Origin of the sequence: Microbacterium sp. (genome assembly GCF_031988965.1) — a bacterium.
Classification (GTDB): Bacteria; Actinomycetota; Actinomycetes; order Actinomycetales; family Microbacteriaceae; genus Microbacterium.
In genome coordinates this window covers 59,134-81,447 of sequence record NZ_DALZXX010000001.1, presented here as the reverse complement: position 1 = coordinate 81,447, position 22,314 = coordinate 59,134, and the positions used below count along the sequence as shown (strand labels likewise).

At 67.7% G+C, this 22,314-nt stretch carries 20 protein-coding genes, 2 tRNA genes and 1 pseudogene; 10 read left to right on the top strand and 13 right to left on the bottom strand.

Going from position 1 to position 22,314, the window contains the following annotated elements; translation table 11 throughout:
- Window positions 1-195: pseudogene (locus RTM68_RS00435) on the top strand (hypothetical protein); the annotation flags it as partial.
- Between the two features lie 19 nt (window positions 196-214).
- Here RTM68_RS00435 and RTM68_RS00430 read toward each other — a convergent pair.
- From RTM68_RS00430 to leuC, 6 genes are all read right to left on the bottom strand, one after another.
- Window positions 215-1,297, bottom strand: coding sequence for a D-alanine--D-alanine ligase family protein (locus tag RTM68_RS00430; RefSeq protein WP_312167336.1), 1,083 nt, complete (start codon window positions 1,295-1,297; stop codon window positions 215-217).
- Window positions 1,203-2,294 (bottom strand): NAD(P)H-dependent glycerol-3-phosphate dehydrogenase, encoded by a 1,092-nt coding sequence (locus tag RTM68_RS00425; protein ID WP_312167333.1) that lies wholly within the window; start codon window positions 2,292-2,294, stop codon window positions 1,203-1,205. Before RTM68_RS00425 ends, RTM68_RS00430 begins: the two co-directional genes overlap by 95 nt.
- A gap of 31 nt (window positions 2,295-2,325) precedes the next feature.
- Entirely contained in the window at window positions 2,326-3,081 is a 756-nt protein-coding gene (locus RTM68_RS00420) for a lysophospholipid acyltransferase family protein (protein WP_312167331.1), read from the bottom strand.
- A 5-nt stretch (window positions 3,082-3,086) separates the two neighbouring features.
- On the bottom strand, window positions 3,087-4,454 hold the full coding sequence (gene murA / locus RTM68_RS00415) for a UDP-N-acetylglucosamine 1-carboxyvinyltransferase (protein WP_312167329.1): 1,368 nt from the start codon (window positions 4,452-4,454) through the stop codon (window positions 3,087-3,089).
- A 63-nt stretch (window positions 4,455-4,517) separates the two neighbouring features.
- Window positions 4,518-5,114, bottom strand: a complete 597-nt coding sequence (gene leuD, locus RTM68_RS00410; RefSeq protein ID WP_312167326.1) for a 3-isopropylmalate dehydratase small subunit — start codon at window positions 5,112-5,114, stop codon at window positions 4,518-4,520.
- The gene (gene leuC, locus RTM68_RS00405) at window positions 5,114-6,595 is read right to left on the bottom strand and encodes a 3-isopropylmalate dehydratase large subunit (RefSeq protein ID WP_312167323.1); all 1,482 of its coding nucleotides are present in this window, start codon (window positions 6,593-6,595) and stop codon (window positions 5,114-5,116) included. The genes leuD and leuC overlap by 1 nt, the downstream gene beginning before the upstream one ends.
- 187 nt (window positions 6,596-6,782) lie before the next feature.
- Here leuC and RTM68_RS00400 point away from each other — a divergent pair, with 187 nt between their 5' ends.
- The gene (locus tag RTM68_RS00400; RefSeq protein ID WP_312167320.1) at window positions 6,783-8,078 is read left to right on the top strand and encodes a PLP-dependent transferase; all 1,296 of its coding nucleotides are present in this window, start codon (window positions 6,783-6,785) and stop codon (window positions 8,076-8,078) included.
- Complete coding sequence (locus RTM68_RS00395; RefSeq protein ID WP_312167317.1) at window positions 8,075-9,388, top strand: LLM class flavin-dependent oxidoreductase; 1,314 nt, start codon at window positions 8,075-8,077, stop codon at window positions 9,386-9,388. The genes RTM68_RS00400 and RTM68_RS00395 overlap by 4 nt, the downstream gene beginning before the upstream one ends.
- 13 nt (window positions 9,389-9,401) lie before the next feature.
- Here the strand turns inward: RTM68_RS00395 and RTM68_RS00390 are convergent, their stop codons facing one another.
- Window positions 9,402-9,899 (bottom strand): DUF427 domain-containing protein, encoded by a 498-nt coding sequence (locus tag RTM68_RS00390; RefSeq protein WP_312167315.1) that lies wholly within the window; start codon window positions 9,897-9,899, stop codon window positions 9,402-9,404.
- Window positions 9,900-9,942: 43 nt separating this feature from the next.
- On the opposite strand from RTM68_RS00390, the gene RTM68_RS00385 reads away from it, so the two are divergent.
- On the top strand, window positions 9,943-10,536 hold the full coding sequence (locus tag RTM68_RS00385; protein ID WP_312167313.1) for an LON peptidase substrate-binding domain-containing protein: 594 nt from the start codon (window positions 9,943-9,945) through the stop codon (window positions 10,534-10,536).
- An 11-nt stretch (window positions 10,537-10,547) separates the two neighbouring features.
- Here the strand turns inward: RTM68_RS00385 and RTM68_RS00380 are convergent, their stop codons facing one another.
- Entirely contained in the window at window positions 10,548-11,552 is a 1,005-nt protein-coding gene (locus RTM68_RS00380) for a TerC/Alx family metal homeostasis membrane protein (protein WP_312167310.1), read from the bottom strand.
- Between the two features lie 273 nt (window positions 11,553-11,825).
- On the opposite strand from RTM68_RS00380, the gene RTM68_RS00375 reads away from it, so the two are divergent.
- Both RTM68_RS00375 and RTM68_RS00370 read left to right on the top strand, forming a co-directional pair.
- Window positions 11,826-12,353: a sigma-70 family RNA polymerase sigma factor gene (locus RTM68_RS00375; protein ID WP_312167308.1), complete on the top strand. Its 528-nt coding sequence runs from the start codon at window positions 11,826-11,828 to the stop codon at window positions 12,351-12,353.
- Window positions 12,350-13,459 carry a DUF4349 domain-containing protein gene (locus RTM68_RS00370; RefSeq protein ID WP_312167305.1) on the top strand — a complete coding sequence of 370 codons (1,110 nt, stop codon included), beginning with the start codon at window positions 12,350-12,352 and terminating at the stop codon, window positions 13,457-13,459. Before RTM68_RS00375 ends, RTM68_RS00370 begins: the two co-directional genes overlap by 4 nt.
- A gap of 117 nt (window positions 13,460-13,576) precedes the next feature.
- Here RTM68_RS00370 and RTM68_RS00365 read toward each other — a convergent pair.
- A tRNA-Glu gene (locus RTM68_RS00365) sits at window positions 13,577-13,649 on the bottom strand.
- 154 nt (window positions 13,650-13,803) lie between these two features.
- Here RTM68_RS00365 and RTM68_RS00360 point away from each other — a divergent pair.
- Both RTM68_RS00360 and RTM68_RS00355 read left to right on the top strand, forming a co-directional pair.
- A complete protein-coding gene (locus tag RTM68_RS00360) occupies window positions 13,804-14,442 on the top strand; it encodes an MBL fold metallo-hydrolase (protein ID WP_312167304.1) in 639 nt (212 codons plus the stop codon).
- A gap of 1 nt (window position 14,443) precedes the next feature.
- Window positions 14,444-15,319 carry an aminoglycoside phosphotransferase family protein gene (locus RTM68_RS00355; protein ID WP_312167302.1) on the top strand — a complete coding sequence of 292 codons (876 nt, stop codon included), beginning with the start codon at window positions 14,444-14,446 and terminating at the stop codon, window positions 15,317-15,319.
- Here RTM68_RS00355 and pepN read toward each other — a convergent pair.
- The gene (pepN, locus tag RTM68_RS00350; RefSeq protein ID WP_312167299.1) at window positions 15,316-17,799 is read right to left on the bottom strand and encodes an aminopeptidase N; all 2,484 of its coding nucleotides are present in this window, start codon (window positions 17,797-17,799) and stop codon (window positions 15,316-15,318) included. The two genes, RTM68_RS00355 and pepN, sit on opposite strands and share 4 nt — an antisense overlap.
- 71 nt (window positions 17,800-17,870) lie before the next feature.
- Between pepN and RTM68_RS00345 the strand changes: the two genes are divergently transcribed.
- Entirely contained in the window at window positions 17,871-18,317 is a 447-nt protein-coding gene (locus RTM68_RS00345) for a MarR family winged helix-turn-helix transcriptional regulator (protein ID WP_312167296.1), read from the top strand.
- 35 nt (window positions 18,318-18,352) lie between these two features.
- Entirely contained in the window at window positions 18,353-19,210 is an 858-nt protein-coding gene (locus RTM68_RS00340) for a 3-hydroxyacyl-CoA dehydrogenase (protein ID WP_312167294.1), read from the top strand.
- A gap of 4 nt (window positions 19,211-19,214) precedes the next feature.
- Here the strand turns inward: RTM68_RS00340 and RTM68_RS00335 are convergent, their stop codons facing one another.
- The 3 genes from RTM68_RS00335 to gltX all read right to left on the bottom strand — a co-directional run bounded on the left by RTM68_RS00335 (window position 19,215) and on the right by gltX (window position 22,134).
- Window positions 19,215-20,174 (bottom strand): DNA topoisomerase IB, encoded by a 960-nt coding sequence (locus RTM68_RS00335; protein WP_312167291.1) that lies wholly within the window; start codon window positions 20,172-20,174, stop codon window positions 19,215-19,217.
- Window positions 20,175-20,378: 204 nt separating this feature from the next.
- A tRNA-Gln gene (locus RTM68_RS00330) sits at window positions 20,379-20,450 on the bottom strand.
- 178 nt (window positions 20,451-20,628) lie between these two features.
- The gene (gene gltX / locus RTM68_RS00325) at window positions 20,629-22,134 is read right to left on the bottom strand and encodes a glutamate--tRNA ligase (protein WP_312167288.1); all 1,506 of its coding nucleotides are present in this window, start codon (window positions 22,132-22,134) and stop codon (window positions 20,629-20,631) included.
- Window positions 22,135-22,314: the final 180 nt, after the last annotated feature.

The following is a 22,314-nucleotide window of genomic DNA, read 5'->3' as shown; positions in this document are numbered from 1 at the left end:
CAGGAGGAGGAGAGGCAGAGACTCGTCACCTACGGTCGTGATCCCGCCGTCGAGGTCATCATCCGACGCGGCGAATCCCTCGATTTCCGGACCGTGGTCGAGAGCCTCTCCACCAGCATCCAGTCCGGGCTCGCGCCCGCCACCGCCCGCTGCACGGATCGCGTCCCCACGACAGACGACTCCGCGGCGGGCTGACCGCCCGCCGCGGAGTCGATCAGCGCCGCAGCCCCGCCTCGATCAACTCGGAGATCAGGTCGCCGTAACTCAGTCCCGATGCGACCCAGCACTTCGGGAACATCGAGATCGGCGTGAATCCGGGCATGGTGTTCAGCTCATTCACGACGAGCTCGCCCGCCGGCGTGAGGAACATGTCGACGCGGGCGAGTCCGCGGCCGTCGACCGCCTCGAAGGCATGGATTCCCGCCTGCTGGATCGCAGCGATCTCGTCGTCCGCGAGCTCTGCGGGGCAGACGACGTCGACGCCGTCGCCGCCGAGATACTTGCCCTCGAAGTCATAGAAGCCGCGTGAGGTCAGCACGATCTCGCCCGGCAGCGAGGCACGGACGCCCTCGGCTCCCTCGAGCACGGCGACTTCGATCTCGCGGCCCGAGACGCCGGTCTCGATCAGGACCTTGTCGTCTTCGGCGAAGGCCACGGCGAGGGCCTCGTCGAGTTCATCGGGTGAGGTGACCTTGGACACGCCCACGCTCGACCCCGCGCGCGCGGGCTTCACGAACAGCGGCAGACCGAGGTCAGCCGCCGCGAGGCGCACCGAAGCGGCATCCTGCGCCCATTGGCGTGCACGCACCGTCACCCACGGCGCGACGGCGAGCCCGGCGGCCTGCAGCGCGATCTTCATGAAGTGCTTGTCCATGCAGAGCGCGGAGTCGAGCACGCCGCCGCCCGCATAGGGGACCTCGAGGGTGTCGAAGTACCCCTGGATCGTTCCGTCCTCCCCGTGGGGGCCGTGAAGGATCGGAAGCACGATGTCGATCGCTCCGAGCCCCTCGACCGTGCCGTCGGGCTGGACCACGCGCAGCGTGCGGTCTCCCCCGGGCTCCGGCCACAGCACACGGGTGCCGTTGTCCGCGACCTCGGGAAGATGCTCGGCATCCAGCGGGAACTTCGCCGGGTCGTCCTCTTCGAGCACGAAGGCGCCTTCGCGCGTGATCCCGACCGGAATCACGTCGTAGCGCGTGCGATCAATCGCGCCCAGCACCCCTCCCGCCGTGGCGGAACTGATCGAATGCTCGCTGGAGCGCCCGCCGAAGAGCACCACCACCGTCTGCTTGTCCATGGTTGGTCCTCTCACCCTGGGGGGTGTCGTCGTCCGTCGTCAGGTGCGGTGCGATGTCGCGGGGATTCATCTTCCCGTCGAGCACCATCTTCACCTGCTCGACGATGGGCATGTCCACACCGGACTCGCGGGCCAGCTGCAGCACGGGAGCGACGGAGGCGAGCCCCTCGGCGGTCTGCTGCATCTGCTTCACGACGTCCTGGAAGCTGTATCCCTGGCCGAGCAGTCGCCCGGCCGTGTTGTTGCGGCTGAGTGGAGACTGGCACGTGGCGATCAGATCTCCGAGACCCGCCAGCCCCTGCAGAGTCTCGGGGTGGGCGCCGTTCGCCACCGCGAAGTCCGTCATCTCCACGAGTCCGCGGGTGATGATGGACGCCTTGGTGTTCTCGCCGTATCCGACGCCGTCGACGATCCCGATGGCCACGGCGATCAGGTTCTTCAGCACACCGCCGAACTCGGTACCGATCACATCCGTGTTCACGAACGTGCGGAAGTAGCCGTTGCGTGCTGCTCGGGCGACCTCCTCGGCCGTCTCCCGGCTGCGCGATGAGATCACCGCGGCGGTCGGCTGCTCGCGAGCGATCTCGAGAGCGAGGTTCGGGCCGGAAGCGACGGCGATGCGGTCAGGATCGCACCGGAGCTCCTGCTCGATGACCTGGCTCATCCGAAGACCGGTCGATCGTTCGACGCCCTTCATCAGGCTGACGATCTTCGCGTCACCGTCGGCGATGAGCGGTCTCAGCGCTTTGAGATTCTCGCGGAGAGACTGGCTGGGAACAGACAGATAGACCTGGTCGACGTCACGCAGAGCGGTGGCGAGCTCATGCGTCGCCGCCATCGTGCGCGGCAGGTTGATCCCCGGGAGGTATCGCGAGTTGCGCTTGGCCTCGTCGATCTCGTGCGCCAGCTCGGCGCGGCGAGCCCACATCGTGACATGTGCTCCGCCGTCGGCGAGGATCTTCCCGAAGGTGGTTCCCCAGCTGCCGGCGCCGATCACGGCAACGCGTGGCCCCGTGGCCACAGTCCGCTTAGGAGTCAAGGCGACCCGTCTCCTTCTGCCCGTGCGATGCAGGGTTCCATCGCTCCGCGGGCGCCTTCTCATCCCGTAGCTCTTCGAGCAGCGCGGTGATGGCCTTCATCAGACGGTTCGTGGCTTCGTTCAGCGCCGCGGCGTCACCGGCCCGACCGCGGAGGTCGGACACGTCGACGGGGTCGCCGATGATGACGTCGACGGGCTTGCGGAGGGGCCACAGGCTGAGGCCCTTCTGATAGCGCCCCATGATCTCCTGCGTCCCCCAGTGCGCCATCGGGATGAGCGGGATGCCGTCGGTCAGGGCGAGTCTGACGGCCCCGGACTTGCCGCGCATCGGCCACATGTCGGGGTCACGGGTCAGCGTGCCTTCGGGATACACGATGACACCGCGGCCGTGCTCGACCAGCTCTGCGGACTGCTTCAGCGTCTGCTTCGCCGCGGAGGCGGACGACGCTCGCGCCACCGGGATCATGCCGGTCGCCCGGAGGATCGATCCCAGCACGGGCACCCTGAAGAGGCTCTCCTTCGCCATGAACCGCGGAGCGCGACCGATCCGCCACACCGCGAGCGCGACGATCAGCGGATCGAACTCCGAATAGTGGTTCGGCGCCAGGACGTACGCGCCTTCACGCGGCAGTTTCTCTGCCCCGGAGATCCGCACCTTCGCGACGAGCGAGATCAGCGGCACGGCGATCGCCGCGACCGGCCAGAACACGCTCGGCCGTGTGGTCTCCGGGGACCGGGAACCCATCGGGGTCACCGGATGACGTCGAAGTCGGCGCCGAGCGCGTCGAGCTTGGCGAGGAACTTCTCGTATCCGCGGCTGAGGATGTCGACGCCGGAGACCTTCGATTCGCCCTCTGCCGTCAGCGCCGCGATCACATGGCTGTATCCGCCGCGAAGGTCGGGTACGACGATGTCCGCGCCGTGCAGAGGCGTCGGGCCGGTGATGACCGCGGCCTGCTCCAGGTCGCGGCGCGGCACACGCCGCGGGCCGTCCTGCAGACCGCGCGGGTGCACGACGATGTCGGCGCCCATCTTGACCAGGGCGTCGGTGAAGCCCATGCGGTTCTCGTAGACGGTCTCGTGCACGACCGAACGACCATTGGCCTGGGTCAGCGCCACCACGAGGGGCTGCTGCCAGTCGGTCATGAAGCCGGGGTGCACGTCGGTCTCGACGACGACCGGCTTGAGCTCGCCCTCACGACGGAACAGGATTCCGTCCTCCTGGATGTCGAACCAACCGCCCGCCTTGCGGAAGACGTTGAGGAAGGTCAGCATCTCCTGCTGCTTCGCACCGCCGACGAAGATCTCACCGTCGGTCGCCAGCGCCGCAGACGCCCAGGAGGCGGCTTCGTTGCGATCGAAGATCGAGCGGTGGTCGTAGCCGCGGAGCTTCTCGACGCCCTCGATGAGGATCACCCGATTCGGCTCGTAGGAGATGATCGCGCCCATCTTCTGCAGGACCGCGATCAGATCCATGATCTCGGGCTCGATGGCCGCGTTGCGCAGCTCGGTCGTTCCCTCTGCGCGCACGGCCGTGAGCAGGACCTGCTCGGTGGCACCGACGCTCGGATACGGGAGGTGGATCTTCGCGCCGTGCAGGCGGGTGCCGCCGGTGGAGAGGCGGATGCCGCTCGGCAGCTTCTCGACGACTGCGCCGAACTTGCGAAGGGCGTCGAGAGGGAAGTCGATCGGACGGTCGCCGATGCGGCAGCCTCCGAGGTCCGGGATGAACGCCTGACCGAGGCGGTGCAGGAGCGGTCCGCAGAACAGGATCGGGATGCGCGAGGCACCGGCGTGTGCGTCGATCTCCTCGAAGTGGGCGGACTCGACACCGATGGGGTCGAACGTCAGCGAGCCGGGCTCGTCACCGGGCGTCACCTGCACGCCGTGCACCTCGAGCAGCGAGCGCACGACGGCCACATCGCTGAGGTCGGGCACATCGCGCAGCGTGCTCGGCGTCTCGCCCAGCAGAGTCGCGACCATGGCCTTCGTCGCGAGGTTCTTCGCGCCCTTGACGTCGACGCGTCCGCGAAGCGGGCGCCCTCCGCGAATGGCGAGGACGTCTCCGGTGAGAGCGGGGGCTCCGTCGGGGAGAGCGTCGCGCACGGGTGTCGTCATTCGGGCCTCACTTCGTTCAGGGAAATCGGGGCGGGTCGCCCTTCGGCTCACCCGCCCCGCCGTTCACTGAACGGGAAGGGTGCGGGGCCGCCACGACTCGCGACGGGCCTCGAACTGCGCGATCTTGTCTTCGTTGCGCAGGGTGAGCCCGATGTCATCGAGCCCTTCGAGGAGCCGCCATCTAGTGTAATCGTCGATACCGAGGTCAGCCTGGATATCGCCGATCGAGGCGATCCGCTCCTCGAGGTTCACGGTGATCCGCGCCCCGGGATTCCGGTCGATCTCTGCCCAGATCCGCTCGAGATCCTCTTCTGAGATCGTCGCGGCGAGCAGACCCTGCTTGCCCGAGTTGCCTCGGAAGATGTCAGCGAAGCGCGGGCTGAGCACGACCGAGAATCCGAAGTCGCGCAGAGCCCACACGGCGTGCTCGCGGCTCGACCCCGTGCCGAAGTCCGGCCCCGCGACCAGCACGGAGGCTCCCTGGAACGCCGGCTGATTGAGCACGAATTCGGGGTCCTGGCGCCAGCCGTGGAAGAGCGCGTCCTCGAAGCCGGTCTTGGTGACCCGCTTGAGGAAGACCGCGGGGATGATCTGGTCGGTGTCGACGTTCGAGCGCTTCAGCGGCGCCGCGATACCGGTGTGGGTGGTGAACTTCTCCATCAGATGGCTCCAGCCGTGGTCGCGCCCGCGTTGACGGGCTCTTCGTTCGACAGGTCGCTCGGGCTGGAGAGCGTGCCGCGGATGGCGGTCGCCGCCGCGACGAGCGGCGAGACGAGGTGCGTCCGCCCGCCCTTGCCCTGTCGTCCCTCGAAGTTGCGGTTCGACGTCGATGCGCAGCGCTCCCCCGGGGCGAGCTGGTCGGGGTTCATGCCGAGGCACATCGAGCATCCGGCGAAACGCCACTCGGCGCCGAAGTCCTTGATGACCTGATCGAGGCCCTCGGCCTCGGCTTCCAGGCGCACGCGTGCGGACCCCGGAACGACCATCACCCGGACGCCGTCGGCCTTCTTCTTGCCCTTGACGATCGAGGCGAATGCGCGCAGGTCCTCGATGCGACTGTTCGTGCACGACCCCATGAAGACCGCGTCCACCGGCACCTCCTTGAGAGGCGTGCCCGGAGTGAGGTCCATGTACTCCAGCGCGCGTTCTGCGGCTGCGCGCTCGTTGGCATCGGCGATCTCGGCAGGGTCGGGGACCGCGGCGGAGAGCGAACTGCCCTGGCCGGGGTTGGTGCCCCAGGTCACGAACGGCTCGAGCTCGTCGGCGTCGATGAACACCTCGGCGTCGAACGTCGCGCCCTCGTCGGTGGGAAGCGTGCGCCAGTAGGCGACGGCATCGTCCCAGTCCTTGCCCTTGGGCGCATGCGGGCGCCCCTTCAGGTACTCGAACGTCGTCTCGTCGGGGGCGACCATGCCCGCGCGGGCTCCGGCCTCGATCGACATGTTGCAGATCGTCATCCGGCCCTCCATCGACAGCGAACGGATGGCGCTGCCGCGGAACTCCAGGACGTAGCCCTGACCGCCGCCGGTGGTGATCTTCGCGATGACCGCGAGGATGATGTCCTTCGCCGTGACACCGGGGCGCAACGTGCCCTCGACGTTGATGGCCATGGTCTTGAAAGGCTTGAGCGGCAGCGTCTGCGTCGCCATGACGTGCTCGACCTCGCTCGTGCCGATGCCGAACGCCATGGCGCCGAAAGCGCCGTGGGTCGACGTGTGCGAGTCGCCGCAGACCACGGTGATACCGGGCATCGTCAGCCCGAGCTGAGGACCGACGACGTGGACGATGCCCTGCTCGGCGTCACCCAGCGAGTGCAGACGCACACCGAACTCGGCGGCGTTGCGCCGCAGGGTCTCGATCTGGGTGCGGCTCGTCAGATCGGCGATGGGCTTGTCGATGTCCCACGTCGGAGTGTTGTGGTCCTCTGTCGCGATCGTGAGATCGAGACGTCGCAATGGACGTCCTTCGGCGCGCAGACCGTCGAAGGCCTGCGGGCTCGTGACCTCGTGCACCAGGTGCAGGTCGATGTAGATGAGGTCAGGCTCGCCGTTCTCGCCCTTGACGACGAGGTGGTCGTCCCAGACCTTCTCGGCCAGGGTCCGGCTGCGTGCGGGAGCAGAGTCTGCTGCGGGGGTGTTCATTGCTTCTCTCCTGAAGATGGCGGGTCGGCCCACGATGGACTCCGCGACGAGGAGGGGCTCAGAACGAGGTCTCGTCGCGGCCGCTAAGAAGGAGCACGATCCGCATGACGTCAGGTTACCACCGCTCGAACGGTGCGCGACGCGCCGTGACACAGTACTGTGACCCGCACCTTCGAGAGGCACCCGCATGACCGACGACACCACCGGCTTCACCACCAGAGCCGTGCACGCCGCGAGGAATCAGGGTCCCGCGTCGTCGAGAGCCACCCCGATCTACCTGACGGCGGGCTTCGAGTTCGACGACTTCGACCATGCAGCCGATCACTTCGGCACCGGTGCAGGATTCGGCTACACCCGCACCGGGAATCCCACGATCCACGCGGTCGAGCGTCAGCTCGCGGCCCTCGAATCCGGCGCGGATGCGGTTCTCGTCGCCAGCGGTCAGGCGGCCGTCGTCACCGCGCTCCTCACCGTGGCGGGCGCCGGCGACCACATCGTCTCGTCGACGCACATCTACGAGGGCACCCGCGGCCTGCTCCTCGACAATCTCTCACGACTCGGCATCGACGCCACGTTCATCGACGACATCGGTGACCCTGAGGCGTGGCGGAGGGCGATCCGCCCGAACACCAGAGCGCTGTTCGCGGAGTCGATCGCGAACGCCCGCAACGACATCCTCGACATCGAGGCGGTGAGCGCCGTCGCGGACGCCGCAGCGATCCCGCTCATCGTCGACAACACCCTCGCCACGCCTTTCCTCGTGCGCCCCCTCGAGCACGGCGCCGCGATCGTGGTGCACTCCGCGTCGAAGTTCCTCGCCGGCCATGGATCGGTGCTCGGCGGCGTCATCATCGACGACGGACGTTTCGATGCCGAGCGGGCCGGTCACAACGCCCCGCATCTGGTGCTCCCCGGCCGCGGTGGGGTGCCCAGCGTCGCGGCGCGACACGGCGGCAGGGCTCGCATCGCGTACGCTCGCGAGTCGGTGGCGCCCCGCTTCGGGGCATCACCCTCTCCCCTGAACGCCTTCCTGATCGGCCAAGGAGCGGAGACCCTCGGTCTTCGGGTCGAGCGCCAGTCCCGCAACGCCCTCGAGGTGGCCCGCTGGCTGGCCGCGCAGGACGCGGTGGAGAGCGTCGACTACGTCGGACTCGAGAGTCACCCGGATCACGCGATCGCTCGGAAGTACCTTCACGGCGGCCATGGGTCGATCTTCACGTTCACTCTGCGCGGCGGACTCGAGGCGGCGCGCGACTTCGTCGAGAGCGTCCGGGTGTTCACCCACATGACGCACATCGGCGATGTCCGCTCCCTCGTGCTGCACCCGGGCACGACCAGTCATTCCCACCGCACGCAGGAGGAACGCGACGTCCTGGGCGTGCAGCCGGGAACCCTGCGCCTCTCGATCGGGATCGAAGACGTCGCCGATCTGCTCGCGGATCTCGCGCGCGTTCTGGAGCCGGCGCGAGAGGCCGTCGCGTGACCAGGCCGCAGCACTTCGGATGGTTCCTGGCGCGCGGCTTCGGTCCGCAGGGCTGGGGATACCCGTCGCTGGACTGGGATTACGACTGGACCCGCCCCGAGATCTATCAGGACGCGGCTCGCACTCTGGAACAGGCCGGATTCGACCTCGTCATCGTCGAGGACGCTCCGTCGCTCGGTTCTCCGGAGACGCTCGACCTGCGCGTCCGCCACGCGTTTGGTGGCCCCAAACACGATCCGCTTCTCCTCGCGCCGTACCTCTTCCAGGCGACCAGGCATCTCGGGGTCGTGCCGACCGTCAACCCCGCGGCGTACCTGCCCTACACCGCGGCGCGGCAGTTCTCGACGTTGCAGCACCTGAGCGGCCACCGTCTCGGGCTCAACGTCGTCACCGACACCGGAAGCGCCCGCCACTTCTCGGCCGCAGAGCAGTTGGGTCACGACGCCGCCTACGACCGCGCCGAAGAGTGGCTCGACGGCATCCGCTCTCTCTGGCGCAGCTGGGACGACGGCGCGCTCGTGCAGGATCGCACCACGGACGTGTTCGCCGACGGGTCGCGGCTGCGCCCTGTCCGGCATCGCGGCGAGCACTTCGCGTTCGACGGCCCCCTGAACGCGGTGCCGTTCACCGCAGGCGAACCCGCGATCGTCTCTCCCGGCGGCTCCGGTCGCGGACTCGGCTTCGCCGGAGCGAACTCGGACGTCCAGCTCGCTCTCGCACCTCTCGACGAGGCGTCGGTGCGCGCCTACCGGTCGAAGATCCACGACGCTGCGAGGGCCGCGGGCCGCTCGCCCGCGGACATCAAGATCCTGTTCGCGATCCAGCCCGTCATCACCTCGTCGCCCGATGAGGCGGATCGCATCGTCGCCGCGTCGGCCCGCCCCGACGATGCGGCGCTCGTGCAGATCGCCCGCAAGCAGTCGAGTGATCTCGAGACCGACCTGACATCACTCGACCTCGACCGCCCCCTCGACGTGTCGATCTTCGGAGATCACGTCTCGCGGGGCAGCATTCAACGCCTGATCGGCGATCGCGGCGAGGATGCCCCGTTGCGCGCCCATCTCACGGCGCTCGCCCGCGCCGGCAGGATCACGGACCGGTCCGGCTTCGTCGGGACGGCAGAGGAGTTCGCAGACCTCATCGAGGAGCTCGGCGAGTGGGGCAACGACGGCGTGCTGCTCTGGGGCGACTTCCACCCGGTCACTCTGCACCGCACACTCGACGAGCTCGTGCCGGTGCTGAGACGCCGAGGCATCCTGCGCCGCGAGTACGTCGAGGGCGGACTGCAGGCGAATCTCCGCGCGTTCTAGCGAGCTGCGCCGGCTACCACCCCATCGAGCCAGGGACGCCCTTGAACGGCCCGACGATCGAGGACGTCACCCACCCTCCGTAGAACCCACCCGGCTGCGGGACGACGACCTCTCCGCCCACCGTGCACTCGTCCATCGGTCCGGCATACACGGCGACCCGATCCGCCAAGGTCTCGAACCCGGACGTGGGATTCGGATAGTTCCACGCCGCTCCTGCCGCCACCAGGCGTCCGCCGTGCACGTCGAGATACCGGGCCGCTCCCTTGAACTCGCAGAACGACGAGCCTGCGGCATCCACGAGCGCACCGTCGATGAAGTCGTCGATCGGCAGGTAGTAGACGGGAGGGTGGCTCGTCTCGAGCACCCTCATCGCCCTCTCTGTTTCGGCGATGAGCTCGCCGCCGAAGCGTATCGTCACGCGCTCGAGCACCTGTTCGACCCTCGGTGGCCGCGGATAGTCCCACACGGACTCCTGACCGGAAGCGGGAACGACGGGGCGAGGTCTGTGCATCTGATCACTGTACGTCGCCGGGCATGCCGTGTTGACTGGGCTCATGGCAGCGATCCCCATGTTCCCGCTCGGCTCGGTGCTCTTTCCGCACACCCCTCTGCTGTTGCGGGTGTTCGAGCCTCGGTATCTCACGATGATCGGAGAGCTGCTCGATCAGGATGATCCCCGCTTCGGCGTCACGCTCATCGAGCGCGGTCACGAGGTCGGCGGTGGTGATCGCCGCAGCAGCGTCGGCACGATCGCCAGGCTGGCGACCGTGTCTGCGGATGCGGAGGTGCTGCACATCGTCGGCGTCGGAACCACCCGCATCGCGGTCGAGCAGTGGACTGATGAGTCTCCGTACCCCCGGGCCGACGTCATCCCGCTGCCGGAGCTGACGTGGAACGACGCTCTCGCCCCGCTGCGCACCGAAGCGGAGGCGATCGTGCGGCGCGTACTCGCCCGCGTCGACGGGCCCTGGGATCCCGACACAGAGCTCTCCGACGATCCGATCGCCGCGTCCTGGCAGCTCGCCGCGATCGCACCGCTCGGAGAGTACGACCGATACACGCTTCTGCGATCGGACTCGGTCGGCGCGCTGCTGCGTCAGGTCATCGACCTCACGCTCGAGGCGGAGCTGCTCTGGTCGGCCGAGTGAGGGCGTCTGCCCTACTCGACGCCCACTGACCTCTTCGCGGCCGACTTCTCGCGCGACGCCGCGATCAGGCTCGCAACCGTGGCGACCGTCATCGACACGACGATGACGCCGAGCGAGACCAGGTTGTCGATGTCGGGCACCCACTCGACGTGCTCTCCACCGTTGATGAAGGGCAGCTCGTTCTCGTGCAGGGCGTGCAGGATGAGCTTGACGCCGATGAAGCCGAGGATCACCGCGATTCCGTAATGCAGGTAGCGCAGCCGGTCGAGCAGATCGCCCAGCAGGAAGTACAGCTGGCGAAGGCCCATGAGCGCGAAGATGTTCGCCGCGAAGACGAGGAATCCGTTGGTCGTGATCTCGAAGATGGCCGGGATGGAGTCGATCGCGAAGATGAGGTCCGTCACGCCGATCGTGATGAACACGATGACCATGGGCGTCCACATGCGCTTGCCGTCGACCGTCGTGCGGAGCTTGGAGCCGTCGTACGTCTCGCTGATGTCGATGCGACGCCGCAGCAGGCGCACGATGAAGTTCTCCTTCTTCACGTCATCGTCGTGCTCGCCCTCGGGCATTGCCTGCTTGATCGCCGTGTAGATGAGGAAGGCACCGAAGATGTAGAAGATCGGCGAGAAGTGCTCGATGACCGTGACCCCGACGAGGATGAAGGCCCCTCGCAGCACGAGCGCGATGATGATGCCGACCATCAGCACCTGCTGCTGCAGACGTCGCGGCACCGCGAACTGCGCCATGATCAGCACGAAGACGAAGAGGTTGTCGATCGAGAGGCTGTACTCCAGGGCCCAGCCGGTGATGAAGTCCCCGGCGTTGCGCCATCCCGCGACGTTGCCGAGGAGCACCGCGAAGAGCAGCGCGAGGCCGACGTAGAACACGACCCACAGCGTCGACTCCTTGGTCGACGGGATGTGCGGACGCAGGCGGATGAGGAGGAGGTCGCCGATCAGGATGATCGTGAGGACGATCATCGAGGTGATCTCGAACCAGACAGGAATGTCCACGGGTGCTCTGCACCTTTCGGGAGGGGTCGGAAAACTGTCGAAAGTCTCTCCCACGCATGGAATGCGTCGCACGACCGGAGCAGCGATGACGGTGCTCGTGATGACGGTGGATGCGCTTGCGGGATACTCCCTCTCGCGCCCCTGATTCTAGACCCAGTGTGCCGTTGATGCGGATTCCGCACATCTGAGACGATGGGGCCTCGCTCGACACTTCCCAGGTGAGAGACACCGAACGGAAACGGGACGCCCGTGCAGACGACTGATCAGAGATGGGTGGCGGACGCCGCCGCCGGCGACGAGAGTGCCTTCCGCGAGCTGTACCGCGCACATGTCCGCGCGGTCTACTGGATCGCCTACGGCCTGCTCGGCTCGCCCACGGATGCGGAGGACGTGACCCAGGAGACGTTCGTCACCGCGTGGCGCAAGCTCCCGGGCTTCGATCTGCAGGGAGAGTCCCTGCTCCCCTGGCTCGCGACGATCTGCCGCTTCCAGGCGTCGAATCGGCTGCGACAGCGTCGACGCGACCGGGCGCACACCGCGGATGCGGCCGATGACACGATCCCCTCGACGATCAGCGTCGAGGACCAGGTCATCAGCGCGGCGCTGGCAGAGCGGATCACCGCCGAAGTGGGCACGCTGAGCGATCTCGACCGCGAGATCTTCCGCCTCTGCGCAGCAGCCGGGTACTCGTATCAGGCGGCGGCGGAAGAGCTCGGAGTGAGCCACGCCATCGTGCGGAACCGTCTCTCCCGAGTCCGCACCCGCCTGCGCGGTGCTGTGAAGGAAGCGAGCGACGTATGAACGACCAGCGACAGAACGACAGCGTCCCTGTCGACGACCTGCCGGAGATCTCGGATGCCACGGTGGCGCGCATCGAGGCATCCGTCTTCGAACAGATCGCGACCGAGCGCCCTCCGGGCACGTCTCCCTCGGCTCGCTCGACGGCTCGCCGCCGCCGATGGCTCACGGGCGCGGGCATAGCTGCCGCGTTCGTGGTGGGCGTGCTCGTCACACCGCCCATCCTCGGAGTCGTGGGTGGCGGTGCCATGAGCGACGCCGGCGGTGGAGATGTGCCGGTCGGCGTCGCGGTCGAGGACTCGCGCGCGGGTTCTGCCGACCAGATCATGCCGGAGAGCCTCACGGATTCGGCGGAATCGTCGGGCGTGCTGCCCGGCGCTGCCGACAGCGCTGATCGCGAGATCATCACGACCGCGAACGCCACGGTCCAGGTCGAGGACATCGCCGACGCCGCCGCCCGGATCACCGCGACAGCAGAGGCCCACGGAGGCTACGTCGAGGGCACGGAGATCGTCGGGAGTGCCGGCGGCGACGGCTCGGCGGATTCCGTTCCGTCCGACAGCGGATACGGATGGATCAGTATCCGGGTCCCCTCAGCGGACCTCGCGGACGTGATCGACGAGCTCGCGGATTCCGGCGAAGTGCTCTCCTCCTCGACATCGAAACAGGATGTCACCTCTGCGGCGATCGACCTTCGGGCGCGCGTGGACGCCACCAGGGCGTCGGTGCAGCGTCTGACCGAACTGATGTCCCAGACGGGTACCGTCGCGGAACTCATCGAAGCCGAGGTCGCCCTCACCGACCGTCAGGCACTGCTCGAGTCCTACGAGCAGCAGCTCAGCGCTCTCGAGGACCAGGTCGCCATGTCGAGTCTTCAGGTGCAGCTGACCCGCACGACACCCCCGACCACCGCCGATCCCGCCGGATTCGCCGACGGACTCATCGCAGGGTGGAACGGTCTCGTGGTGTCCCTGAACGCGCTGGTCGTGGCCATCGGCTTCATCCTGCCGTGGGTCGCACTCGTCGGTGCCGCGATCCTCGTGATCTGGGTCATCCGTCGGGCACGCCGCGCCCGACGACCGCGTTCGACTGCGGTCACCGACGAGTAGGCCGAGGCTCGCACGACGTCCGCCTCCCACCTGGCGAACGCGACCCTCGGCCTGCTCGCGCTGAACACGGGAATGACGAAAGCCCTCCGGACAACCGGAGGGCTTTCGTGTGTTGTGTGACCCCAGCGGGATTCGAACCCGCGTTACCGCCGTGAGAGGGCAGCGTACTAGGCCGCTATACGATGGGGCCGTCTGGCGGAATGTTTCCGTTCCGCGACAACTGTTCAAGTATGCCACGGCGATTCTGCGCGCGCAAAATCGAGCAGCGCTCTCCTCGATTCCCGGGCGTGGCGCGCCGGGTGCAGACGTTTGCCAGACGCCGCAGGAAGGAGTTGACTCATGTCATGCGCGTCACGAAATTCGAACATGCCGCTCTTCGCATCGAGCAGGGCGGCGACATCCTGCTCATCGACCCGGGCTCCTTCACCACACCCCCGCAGGATCTCGCCGGCCTGGTCGCCGTCGTGCTCACGCACGAGCACCCGGACCACTGGACTCCCGAACATCTGGATCGCATCCTGCGTGCGGCCCCGGGCACTCCGATCTTCGCCCCGTCCGGCGTCGCCCGTGCTGCGGACGGCTACGACATCACCGTCGTGGCTCCCGGTGACGTGGTCGAGGCAGGGACCTTCTCGCTTCGATTCTTCGGAGGGACGCACGAGGTCATCCATTCCTCGATCCCGACGATCGAGAACGTCGGAGTCCTGGTGAACGGCGCGCTGTACTATCCCGGCGACTCCTATGCCGTGCCCGAGGACGTCGAGGTCGACACGCTGGCGGCGCCTCTCGGTGCCCCGTGGCTCAAGATCGGCGATGCGATGGACTACGTGCTCGCCGTCAAGCCTCGCCGAGCATTCGGCACCCACGACATGACACTCTCGGTCGCCGGCAAGACGATGCACCGTCAGCGGCTGCAGTGGGCGACCGAGCATAACGGCGGCGAGTTCACGGTGCTCGAGCCGGGCGATTCGCTCGACATCTGAGGTGGCGAACTCCCCTGTCGCGGAGCACTCGCTCGACGAGGCCGGCGTGCGTGCGCTGCTGCGCGCGCACGCCCCGGGGTGTGCGGACCTCCCACTCATGCTGTTCGCCGAGGGGTGGGACAACGCGATGTGGCGGCTGGGGGCGGAGCTCGTCGTGCGACTCCCCCGCCGCGCACTCTCGGTCGCGCTGATCGCGAACGAGCATCGCGCCCTTCCCGAGATCGGCCCACCGCTGGCATCGCTCGGCATCCGCACCCCGATCCCCGTGATCGCGGGCCCGCCGACGGACGTGTTCCCCTGGCCGTGGTCGGTGATCCCCTGGATCGACGGCACCGCGGCCATCGCATCATCGCGGACCGAGAACGGACTCTGGGCCCCGGACTTCGCGGCGGCGTTGCTGACGCTGCACTCCCCTGCGCCCGCAGACGCGCCGCTCAACCCCGTGCGCGGGCGCGCGCTGGGAACACGCGACGACGCCATGCGTCCTCGACTCGCCGCCCTCTCTCCCCGTTCCCCGCTGCGCGAGTACTGGACTGCGGGCCTCGCAGCACCGCCCAGCGACGAGCGGGTCTGGATCCACGGCGATCTCCATCCCGGCAACATCCTCGTGCACGAGGGCAGACTCACCGCGCTCATCGATTTCGGCGACGTCACCGTCGGCGACCCCGCCTACGACCTCGCCGCCGCCTGGATGCTCTTCGACGCTGCGGGACGTGAGACCTTCCGGGCAGCGACGGGATCCCGATACGACGACGCGACGTGGGTGCGTGCACGCGCCTGGGCCGCGTACATCGCTCTCCTGCTGCTGACGCAGAGCGACGATCGCCCCGACCACCTCGCCGTCGGACGGAGCACCGCCGAGGCGCTGGGCGCCTAGCGGGGTTGGCCCTCGCGCACGCGAAGGGCCCTGGCGAGGTGATCCCGCTGCTCGACGACGAGGCGGCGCAGTGCGGCCGGAGCCGACGCGTTGTCCGCGAGCCAGGCATCCACCGGGTCGAGACTCGGTGCCGCCGGGAACAGGCCGACGACCAGACGTCGCGCCAACTCGATGCTCCGCCGCGACCACACATCGCCGATGCGGGCGAAGTACTCCGAGTCGAACCCTGCGACGAGGTCGCGTCGCCCACCCGCACGGAATCCCGCGATCACCGCATCGAGGTGATCGTTGCTGAGCGACTCGTCGTCCCAGGCCTGTCGCCACGCCTCGGCACGCACGGGATCCTCCGGGCGCGATGCGCGAGCTCGGCGGGCGGCGGTGCGTCCGCCGCCGGTGTCGTCGCGGAGCTGCTCTTCTGCGATCTCCTCCGCGCCGGCGTGGCCTGTCGTCACGAGAGCCGTGAGGAGCTGCCACCGGAGGTCCGGGTCGATGATCAGCCCGTCGGGTGCGGCGCCGTCGAGGATCGCACGGATCTCTCCCGCGCGACCGTCATCGTAGGCCGAGGCGGTCGCCAGGGCTCGCGCCCAGGAGAGCTGAGCGTCACTGCCGGCATCCGCGGCGTGCAGCGCGCTCCACACCGCCTCGACCCACTGCCTCTGCTCGTGCTGCCGGACGTCGTCCGCGGCGAAGTGCCGGATGGCGAACTGCGCGTTCGCGAGCACGCCACCCAGGAGTCCGATGTTCGACTCGCGGGGCGCATGTGCCCGCACGATCGCCGTGTAGCGGGTGGCCGCGAGTTCGCCATCCCTCGTCGCATTCCACAGTGACGACCAGATGACGGCGCGTGCGAGCGGATCCTCGATGTCGGACAGCGAGTCCTGCACGGTCGCCAGCGACGCGTCGTCCAGGCGAACCTTCGCGTAGGTGAGATCGTCGTCGTTGAGCAGCACGAGATCGGCCTCCGGGAACGCGACCGGAGTGCGGTCTCCGTGGATGTCGAGAGAGACCTGCTCACGGCGGATGACATGGCCATCGACGCGATCGTAGAGCCCGACGCGCAGTCGATGCGGGCGAGGATCGCTCTGGACGAGCACGGTGTCGCCCGCGTCGGTCTCGAGCCACAGCGTCGAGACACCCGTCGTCTGCAACCACGCGCGCGACCACTCGGTCATGTCGCGACCCGACACCGCACTGAGTTCCACGAGGAAGTCGTCGAGCGTCGTGTTGCCGAACGCATTCGCGGCGAAGTATCGCCGCGCGCCCTCGAAGAAGGCATCATCGCCGACGAAGGCGACCAGCTGCTTCAACACAGCGGCGCCCTTCGCATAGGTGATCCCATCGAAGTTCAGTTTCGCGGCCTCGAGGTCGGTGATGTCCGCGACGATCGGGTGCGTGGTCGGCAGCTGATCCTGCTGGTAGGCCCAGGCCTTGCGGTTGGCCGCGAACTTCACCCAGGCGTCATGGAAGCGCGTCGCGACCGCGGAGGCGTGCGAGCCCATGTAGTCGGCGAACGATTCTTTGAGCCAGAGGTCGTCCCACCACTTCATGGTCACGAGATCGCCGAACCACATGTGGGCCATCTCGTGCAGGATCGTGTTCGCGCGGGCCGCGCGCTGAGCATCCGTGGCTGCGCCTCGCGACAGGTAGGCCTCGGTGAAGGTGACGAGGCCGGGATTCTCCATCGCACCGAGGTTGTACTCGGGGACGAAGATCTGGTCGTACTTGCCCCAGGGGTACGGGTAGGCGAATGCGTCAGTGAAGAAGTCGAGCCCCTGACGCGTGACCTCGAGGATCTCGTCGGATTCGAGATACTGCGCGAGGGACTGTCGAGCGAAGACACCGAGCGGGACGTGCTGGTCGTCGCGATCCCAGGCGCCGTCGACGCGCGCGTACGGCCCCGCGGCCACTGACGTGATGTAGCTGGAGATCGGCAGCGTGGGCGCGAACTCCACCCGCTGCACACCGACACCCGCATCGACCTTCACGGCCGCCTGGTTCGAGAGGACCTCCCACCCGGCGGGGGCATCGACCACGAAGGTGTACGCCGCCTTGAGGTCGGGCTGCTCGAAGCACGCCATCACGCGACGCGAGTCGGCGGGCTCGTACTGCGTGTACAGGTACGTACGGTCGTCGACGGGGTCATGGAACCGATGCATCCCCTCGCCCGAGCGACTGTAGGCAGCCACCGCCTCGATGCGAACGATGTTCGAGGCTCCCAGACCACGGAGCGCGATGCGCGCGCCGTCGAAGTCGACGTCCTGATCGATGCCGTTCACCACGACGCGATCGACGCGCTCGCCGATGAAGTCGAGCCAGGTCGACTCCGACGTCGACGCGAACTCGAGCGTCGTGATCGTCGAGAATCCGGTGCGCGCGCGCTCGGGCGCTCCCGTGAGATCCAGCTCGACGCGGATGCTTCGCACGGAGACGACGGCGGATCGCGCGGCCGTCTCCTCGCGGGTGAGATTGGCGGTGTCCATGGATCCATCATTTCACCTGCCCACTGCGCCCGTCTGTTGCATAACGCAACAGACGGGCGTAGAGTTGCGTCATGCAACATGAGGCGTCGATCGATGCACGACATGATGACAGCGTCACCGTATTGCGGTCTCTCGTGGCCATCACCCGGCGGGGTCTGGTCGATGCACGCTCGGGTGAACCTCGACTCTCGATCACCGATCAGTCCATCGTGATGGCGATCGCCGACGAACCGGGAATCCGCTCGACGGACATCGCCCGGATGTTCCGACTGAACAGATCGACCGTGTCCCGTCAGCTCTCCGCGCTCATCGCACTGGGGCTGGTGCAGGAGACGACATCTGCTGCCGGTCGCGGACGCCCCCTCACCCTCACCTCCGCCGGCGAAGACGCGTTCCGCCACACGCTCGACACGCTCCAGGACGTGATCGACACCCATCTCGCGCAGTGGTCGGATGCCGAGGTCGCGCGCTTCGCGCATGATCTTCAGCGATTCGACCGCGGCGACGCCGCATCGTGACCACGGCCCACAAGGCCACCACAGAAGGAAGAGAAATGAAGAACATCACCGTTCTCGGCACCGGCGTCCTCGGATCGCAGATCGCGTTCCAGACCGCCTTCCACGGATTCGACGTCGTCGCGTACGACATCGATCAGGCAGCGCTCGACCGCGCGGCTGAGCGCTTCGACGCACTCGCCGCGCGTTACGTCGCAGACGGCGTCGAGAACGCGGCCGACGGCGGCGCACAGGCGGCCATCGGTCGCATCCGCCTCACGTCCGATCTGTCGGATTCCGCAGTCGCCGCCGACCTCGTCATCGAAGCCGTCCCCGAGAACCTCGAACTCAAGCAGGGCATCTACCGCACTCTCGCGAATGCGGCTCCCGCGACGACGATCTTCGCGACGAACTCGTCGACTCTGCTGCCCAGCGCACTCGCCGAGTCCACCGGTCGCCCCGATCGCTTCCTCGCACTGCACTTCGCGAACGAGATCTGGTCGCACAACACCGCCGAGGTCATGGGCACCCCCGCCACCGACCCCGAGGTCTACGGATCGGTCGTCGAGTTCGCGTCGCAGATCGGCATGGTCCCGATCCAGATCAAGAAGGAGAAGGCCGGATACCTGCTGAACTCGCTGCTCGTGCCGTTCCTCGAAGCGGGAGCTCAGCTGCTCGTCGACGGGATCGCCGAGCCCGAGGCGATCGACGCGACCTGGCGGATCGGAACCGGAGCCCCGGCGGGACCCTTCGAGATCTACGACATCGTCGGTCTGACCACCGCGTACAACATCTCACGCATGGGCGGAGAGAAGCAGCAGCGCTTCGCTCAGCTGCTCAAGGAGAAGTACATCGACAAGGGCAAGCTGGGCGTGGCCACGGGCGAGGGTTTCTACACCTACCCGCGCGAGAGCTGAACGCTCAGCGCCCGAGCAGTCGACGGATCGCGGTCTCCGGCGACACCGTCAGATCGAGGGTCCGACCGCGCGCATAGAGCCGGAAGACGCGCGGGTCTATGTAGCTCCCCCGCGCGACTGCGAGGGTGTTGCCGAGCGCCGAGGCCGTGGCCTGCACGGCGAGGCGCTCGGCACGACGCCGTTCGTTCTTCGTCTCGAGACGCCCGATGCGCGCCAGGGCATCCGCGGCGAGGATCGTCCCATGCAGCGTCCGGAAGTCCTTCGCGGTGAATGCCGCCCCGGTGACCTCCCGGAGATAGTCGTTCACCTCACCCGAGTTGAGTCGCACCCGGCGTCGCCCCTTGCGGTAGGCCAGCAGCGGTGCGCGTGGGGCGCCCACCGCGAACTCCGAGAGAGCGTCGGCGAGAGCGGCATCCGTGATCTCGATCGACGCGAGCTGGCGGCTCTTCGCGGGGAAGCTCAGCGCCACCGTGCTGCCGTCTACCCGCACGTCGTTGCGTCGCAGGGTGCTGAGTCCACGACTGCCGTGCTTCACGAGATAGCGCTCGGAGCCGATGCGCAGCGCGGCGTCGTCGAGCAGCCGGAAGGCGACGGCGAGTGCGCGATCGCGGGTGAGCCCTTCCTGGTTGATCGCCCGAGTGACCTGCGCCCGCGCCGACGGCAGCGCCGCAGCCAGGCGCAGCGCCCTCGCGAACTTCCTCTGGTCTCGGCCCGTCCGCCAGAGCGGGTGGTACAGATACTGGCGCCTCCCCGCGTCGTCGGTGCCGACCGCCTGGATGTGCGCGAGCGGATCAGCCGCGATCCACACGTCCTTCCATGCGGGCGGAACGACGAGGTCATGGATGCGCTCGCGGTCCGCCTCGGACACCGCCTGATCAGCGGCATCGACGTATCGGAAGCCCGAACCGGAGCGGATGCGGCGGATGCCGGGCTCCTCGCCGGGAACCACTCTTCTCAGTGCCATCGCCGTCTCCCTCACGCGCTCCGATCTCAGGAGGAGCGCCCGAAGTCGAGCTTCTCGGCTGCAGCCGCTTCCGAGAAGGGCATGGCGTCGTGACCGGTGGACCTGCTAGGCGCACGAATGATCGGAGGACCGCGCGTGAGCAAACCAACGCGTGCCCTGCCCGGAAACAAGAAAACCCGCGGAAATCCGCGGGTTTCGATCTTGCTGGGGTACCTGGACTCGAACCAAGAATAACGGAACCAGAAACCGTCGTGTTGCCAATTACACCATACCCCAAGGGCGAAACCGGAGCCTCGCACCGAGAGTCAAGCTTACCCGAGCCACCGCCCCAATGCCAAAACGCCCCGGGCAGTCCGGGCGCGTCGTGCTCCGCGGCGCTCGGAACATCCGATCTCTCGTCGCCGGAAACGACAGAGGGAGGGCAACTGATGGATGCCCTCCCTTGTGTCAGCACTCAGTTCGCGAGGAATGCCGCCAGCGCACGCAACCGGCGCAACGACTCGTCCTTGCCCAGGAGCTCCATCGATTCGAACAGCGGCGGCGAGACCCGGCGTCCGGTGATCGCGACACGCGGAGGCCCGTAGGCCACGCGCGGCTTCAGCTCGAGCTTCTCCACGAGTGCCTCGGCGAGAGCCTCCTGGATCCGCTCGGGGGTGAACTCGGTCACCGGCTCGAGAGCGGCGGCGCACGCCTCGAGGACCTCGGCCGCATTCGCCGGAAGACCCTTGAGGGCGTCGGCATCGTACGAGACGTCATCCGTGAAGAGGAAGCCGACCATGCCCGGCACCTCGCCCAGCAGCTGTACGCGCTCCTGCACGAGTGGCGCGACGCGGAATGCCATCACGAGCTGCTCGTGCGTGGGCTCGTCGAAGAGTCCCGCGGCGGCGAGGTACGGGATCGTCCGCTCGGCGAAGTCCTTCTCGCCCAGCATGCGGATGTGGTCGCCGTTGATCGACTCGGCCTTCTTCTGATCGAAGCGGGCCGGGTTCGGATTCACGTTCACGATGTCGAACGCCTCGGTGAACTCCTCGAGCGAGAACACGTCGCGGTCGGGCCCGATCGACCAGCCGAGAAGGGCGAGGTAGTTCAGCAGACCCTCGTGGATGAAACCGCGATCGCGGTGCAGGAAGAGGTCCGCCTGCGGGTCGCGCTTCGAGAGCTTCTTGTTGCCGGTCTCCCCCAGCACGAGCGGCATGTGCGCGAACCGCGGGACGAACGTGGTGACGCCCGCCTCGATGAGGGCCGCGTAGAGTGCGAGCTGTCGCGCCGTCGACGGCATCAGGTCTTCACCGCGGAGCACGTGCGTGATCCCCATGAGAGCGTCGTCGACCGGGTTCACGAAGGTGTACAGCGGGATGCCGTTCGGACGCACGACGACGAAGTCGGGGAACGATCCCGCCGGGAAGGTCACTTCGCCGCGGATGAGGTCGACGTAGGTGAGATCTTCGTCCGGCACCCGCAGACGCAGCGCCGGCTGACGTCCTTCTGCGCGGAACGCCGCCTTCTGCTCGTCGGTCAGCGTGCGATCGAAGTTGTCGTAGCCGAGCTGCTTCGCACGGCCGGCGGCCTCGTTGCGGGCGTCGATCTCTTCGGCGGTCGAGTAGCTCTCGTAGAGCGCACCGGTCGCGAGCAGCTTGTCGACGACTCCGCGATAGATGTCGTGGCGCTCGGACTGACGATACGGGGCGTGCGGGCCGCCGACCTCGACGCCCTCGTCCCAGTCGATCTTGAGCCACGTGAGCGCGTCGACGAGCTGACGGAAGCTCTCCTCGCTGTCGCGGGCGGCGTCGGTGTCCTCGATGCGGAACACCATCTTCCCGCCGGTGTGGCGGGCGTACGCCCAGTTGAAGAGCGCGGTGCGGACCATGCCGACGTGCGGCAGTCCGGTCGGCGAGGGGCAGAAGCGGACGCGGACGTCGGCGCCGCTGGCGGTCGTGGTGAGGGGGTGCGGGGTAGCCATATCCCCTCGATTCTAGTTGTCGTCGTGAACCCTCCCACCGGCCTCGATCGGGCGCGACGTCGGTCCTCGCAGAAGTCCTTCCGTGTGCTCATCCGGTCACGTCGGGTAACAGTCACTCACCCCGGGTAACAACCGGCATTCCGAACCGATCGGCTCCTATCGTTGCGGCAACCCACAACC

Bases quoted from the DNA above. Each gene is read 5' to 3' on its own strand.
- RTM68_RS00430 (WP_312167336.1), bottom strand. From the start codon at position 1,297: ATGGACAAGCAGACGGTGGTGGTGCTCTTCGGCGGGCGCTCCAGCGAG.
- RTM68_RS00420 (WP_312167331.1), bottom strand. From the start codon at position 3,081: ATGGGTTCCCGGTCCCCGGAGACCACACGGCCGAGCGTGTTCTGGCCG.
- murA (WP_312167329.1), bottom strand. From the start codon at position 4,454: ATGACGACACCCGTGCGCGACGCTCTCCCCGACGGAGCCCCCGCTCTC.
- leuD (WP_312167326.1), bottom strand. From the start codon at position 5,114: ATGGAGAAGTTCACCACCCACACCGGTATCGCGGCGCCGCTGAAGCGC.
- leuC (WP_312167323.1), bottom strand. From the start codon at position 6,595: ATGAACACCCCCGCAGCAGACTCTGCTCCCGCACGCAGCCGGACCCTG.
- RTM68_RS00400 (WP_312167320.1), top strand. From the start codon at position 6,783: ATGACCGACGACACCACCGGCTTCACCACCAGAGCCGTGCACGCCGCG.
- RTM68_RS00390 (WP_312167315.1), bottom strand. From the start codon at position 9,899: ATGCACAGACCTCGCCCCGTCGTTCCCGCTTCCGGTCAGGAGTCCGTG.
- RTM68_RS00385 (WP_312167313.1), top strand. From the start codon at position 9,943: ATGGCAGCGATCCCCATGTTCCCGCTCGGCTCGGTGCTCTTTCCGCAC.
- RTM68_RS00370 (WP_312167305.1), top strand. From the start codon at position 12,350: ATGAACGACCAGCGACAGAACGACAGCGTCCCTGTCGACGACCTGCCG.
- RTM68_RS00360 (WP_312167304.1), top strand. From the start codon at position 13,804: ATGCGCGTCACGAAATTCGAACATGCCGCTCTTCGCATCGAGCAGGGC.
- pepN (WP_312167299.1), bottom strand. From the start codon at position 17,799: ATGGACACCGCCAATCTCACCCGCGAGGAGACGGCCGCGCGATCCGCC.
- RTM68_RS00345 (WP_312167296.1), top strand. From the start codon at position 17,871: ATGCAACATGAGGCGTCGATCGATGCACGACATGATGACAGCGTCACC.
- RTM68_RS00340 (WP_312167294.1), top strand. From the start codon at position 18,353: ATGAAGAACATCACCGTTCTCGGCACCGGCGTCCTCGGATCGCAGATC.
- RTM68_RS00335 (WP_312167291.1), bottom strand. From the start codon at position 20,174: ATGGCACTGAGAAGAGTGGTTCCCGGCGAGGAGCCCGGCATCCGCCGC.
- gltX (WP_312167288.1), bottom strand. From the start codon at position 22,134: ATGGCTACCCCGCACCCCCTCACCACGACCGCCAGCGGCGCCGACGTC.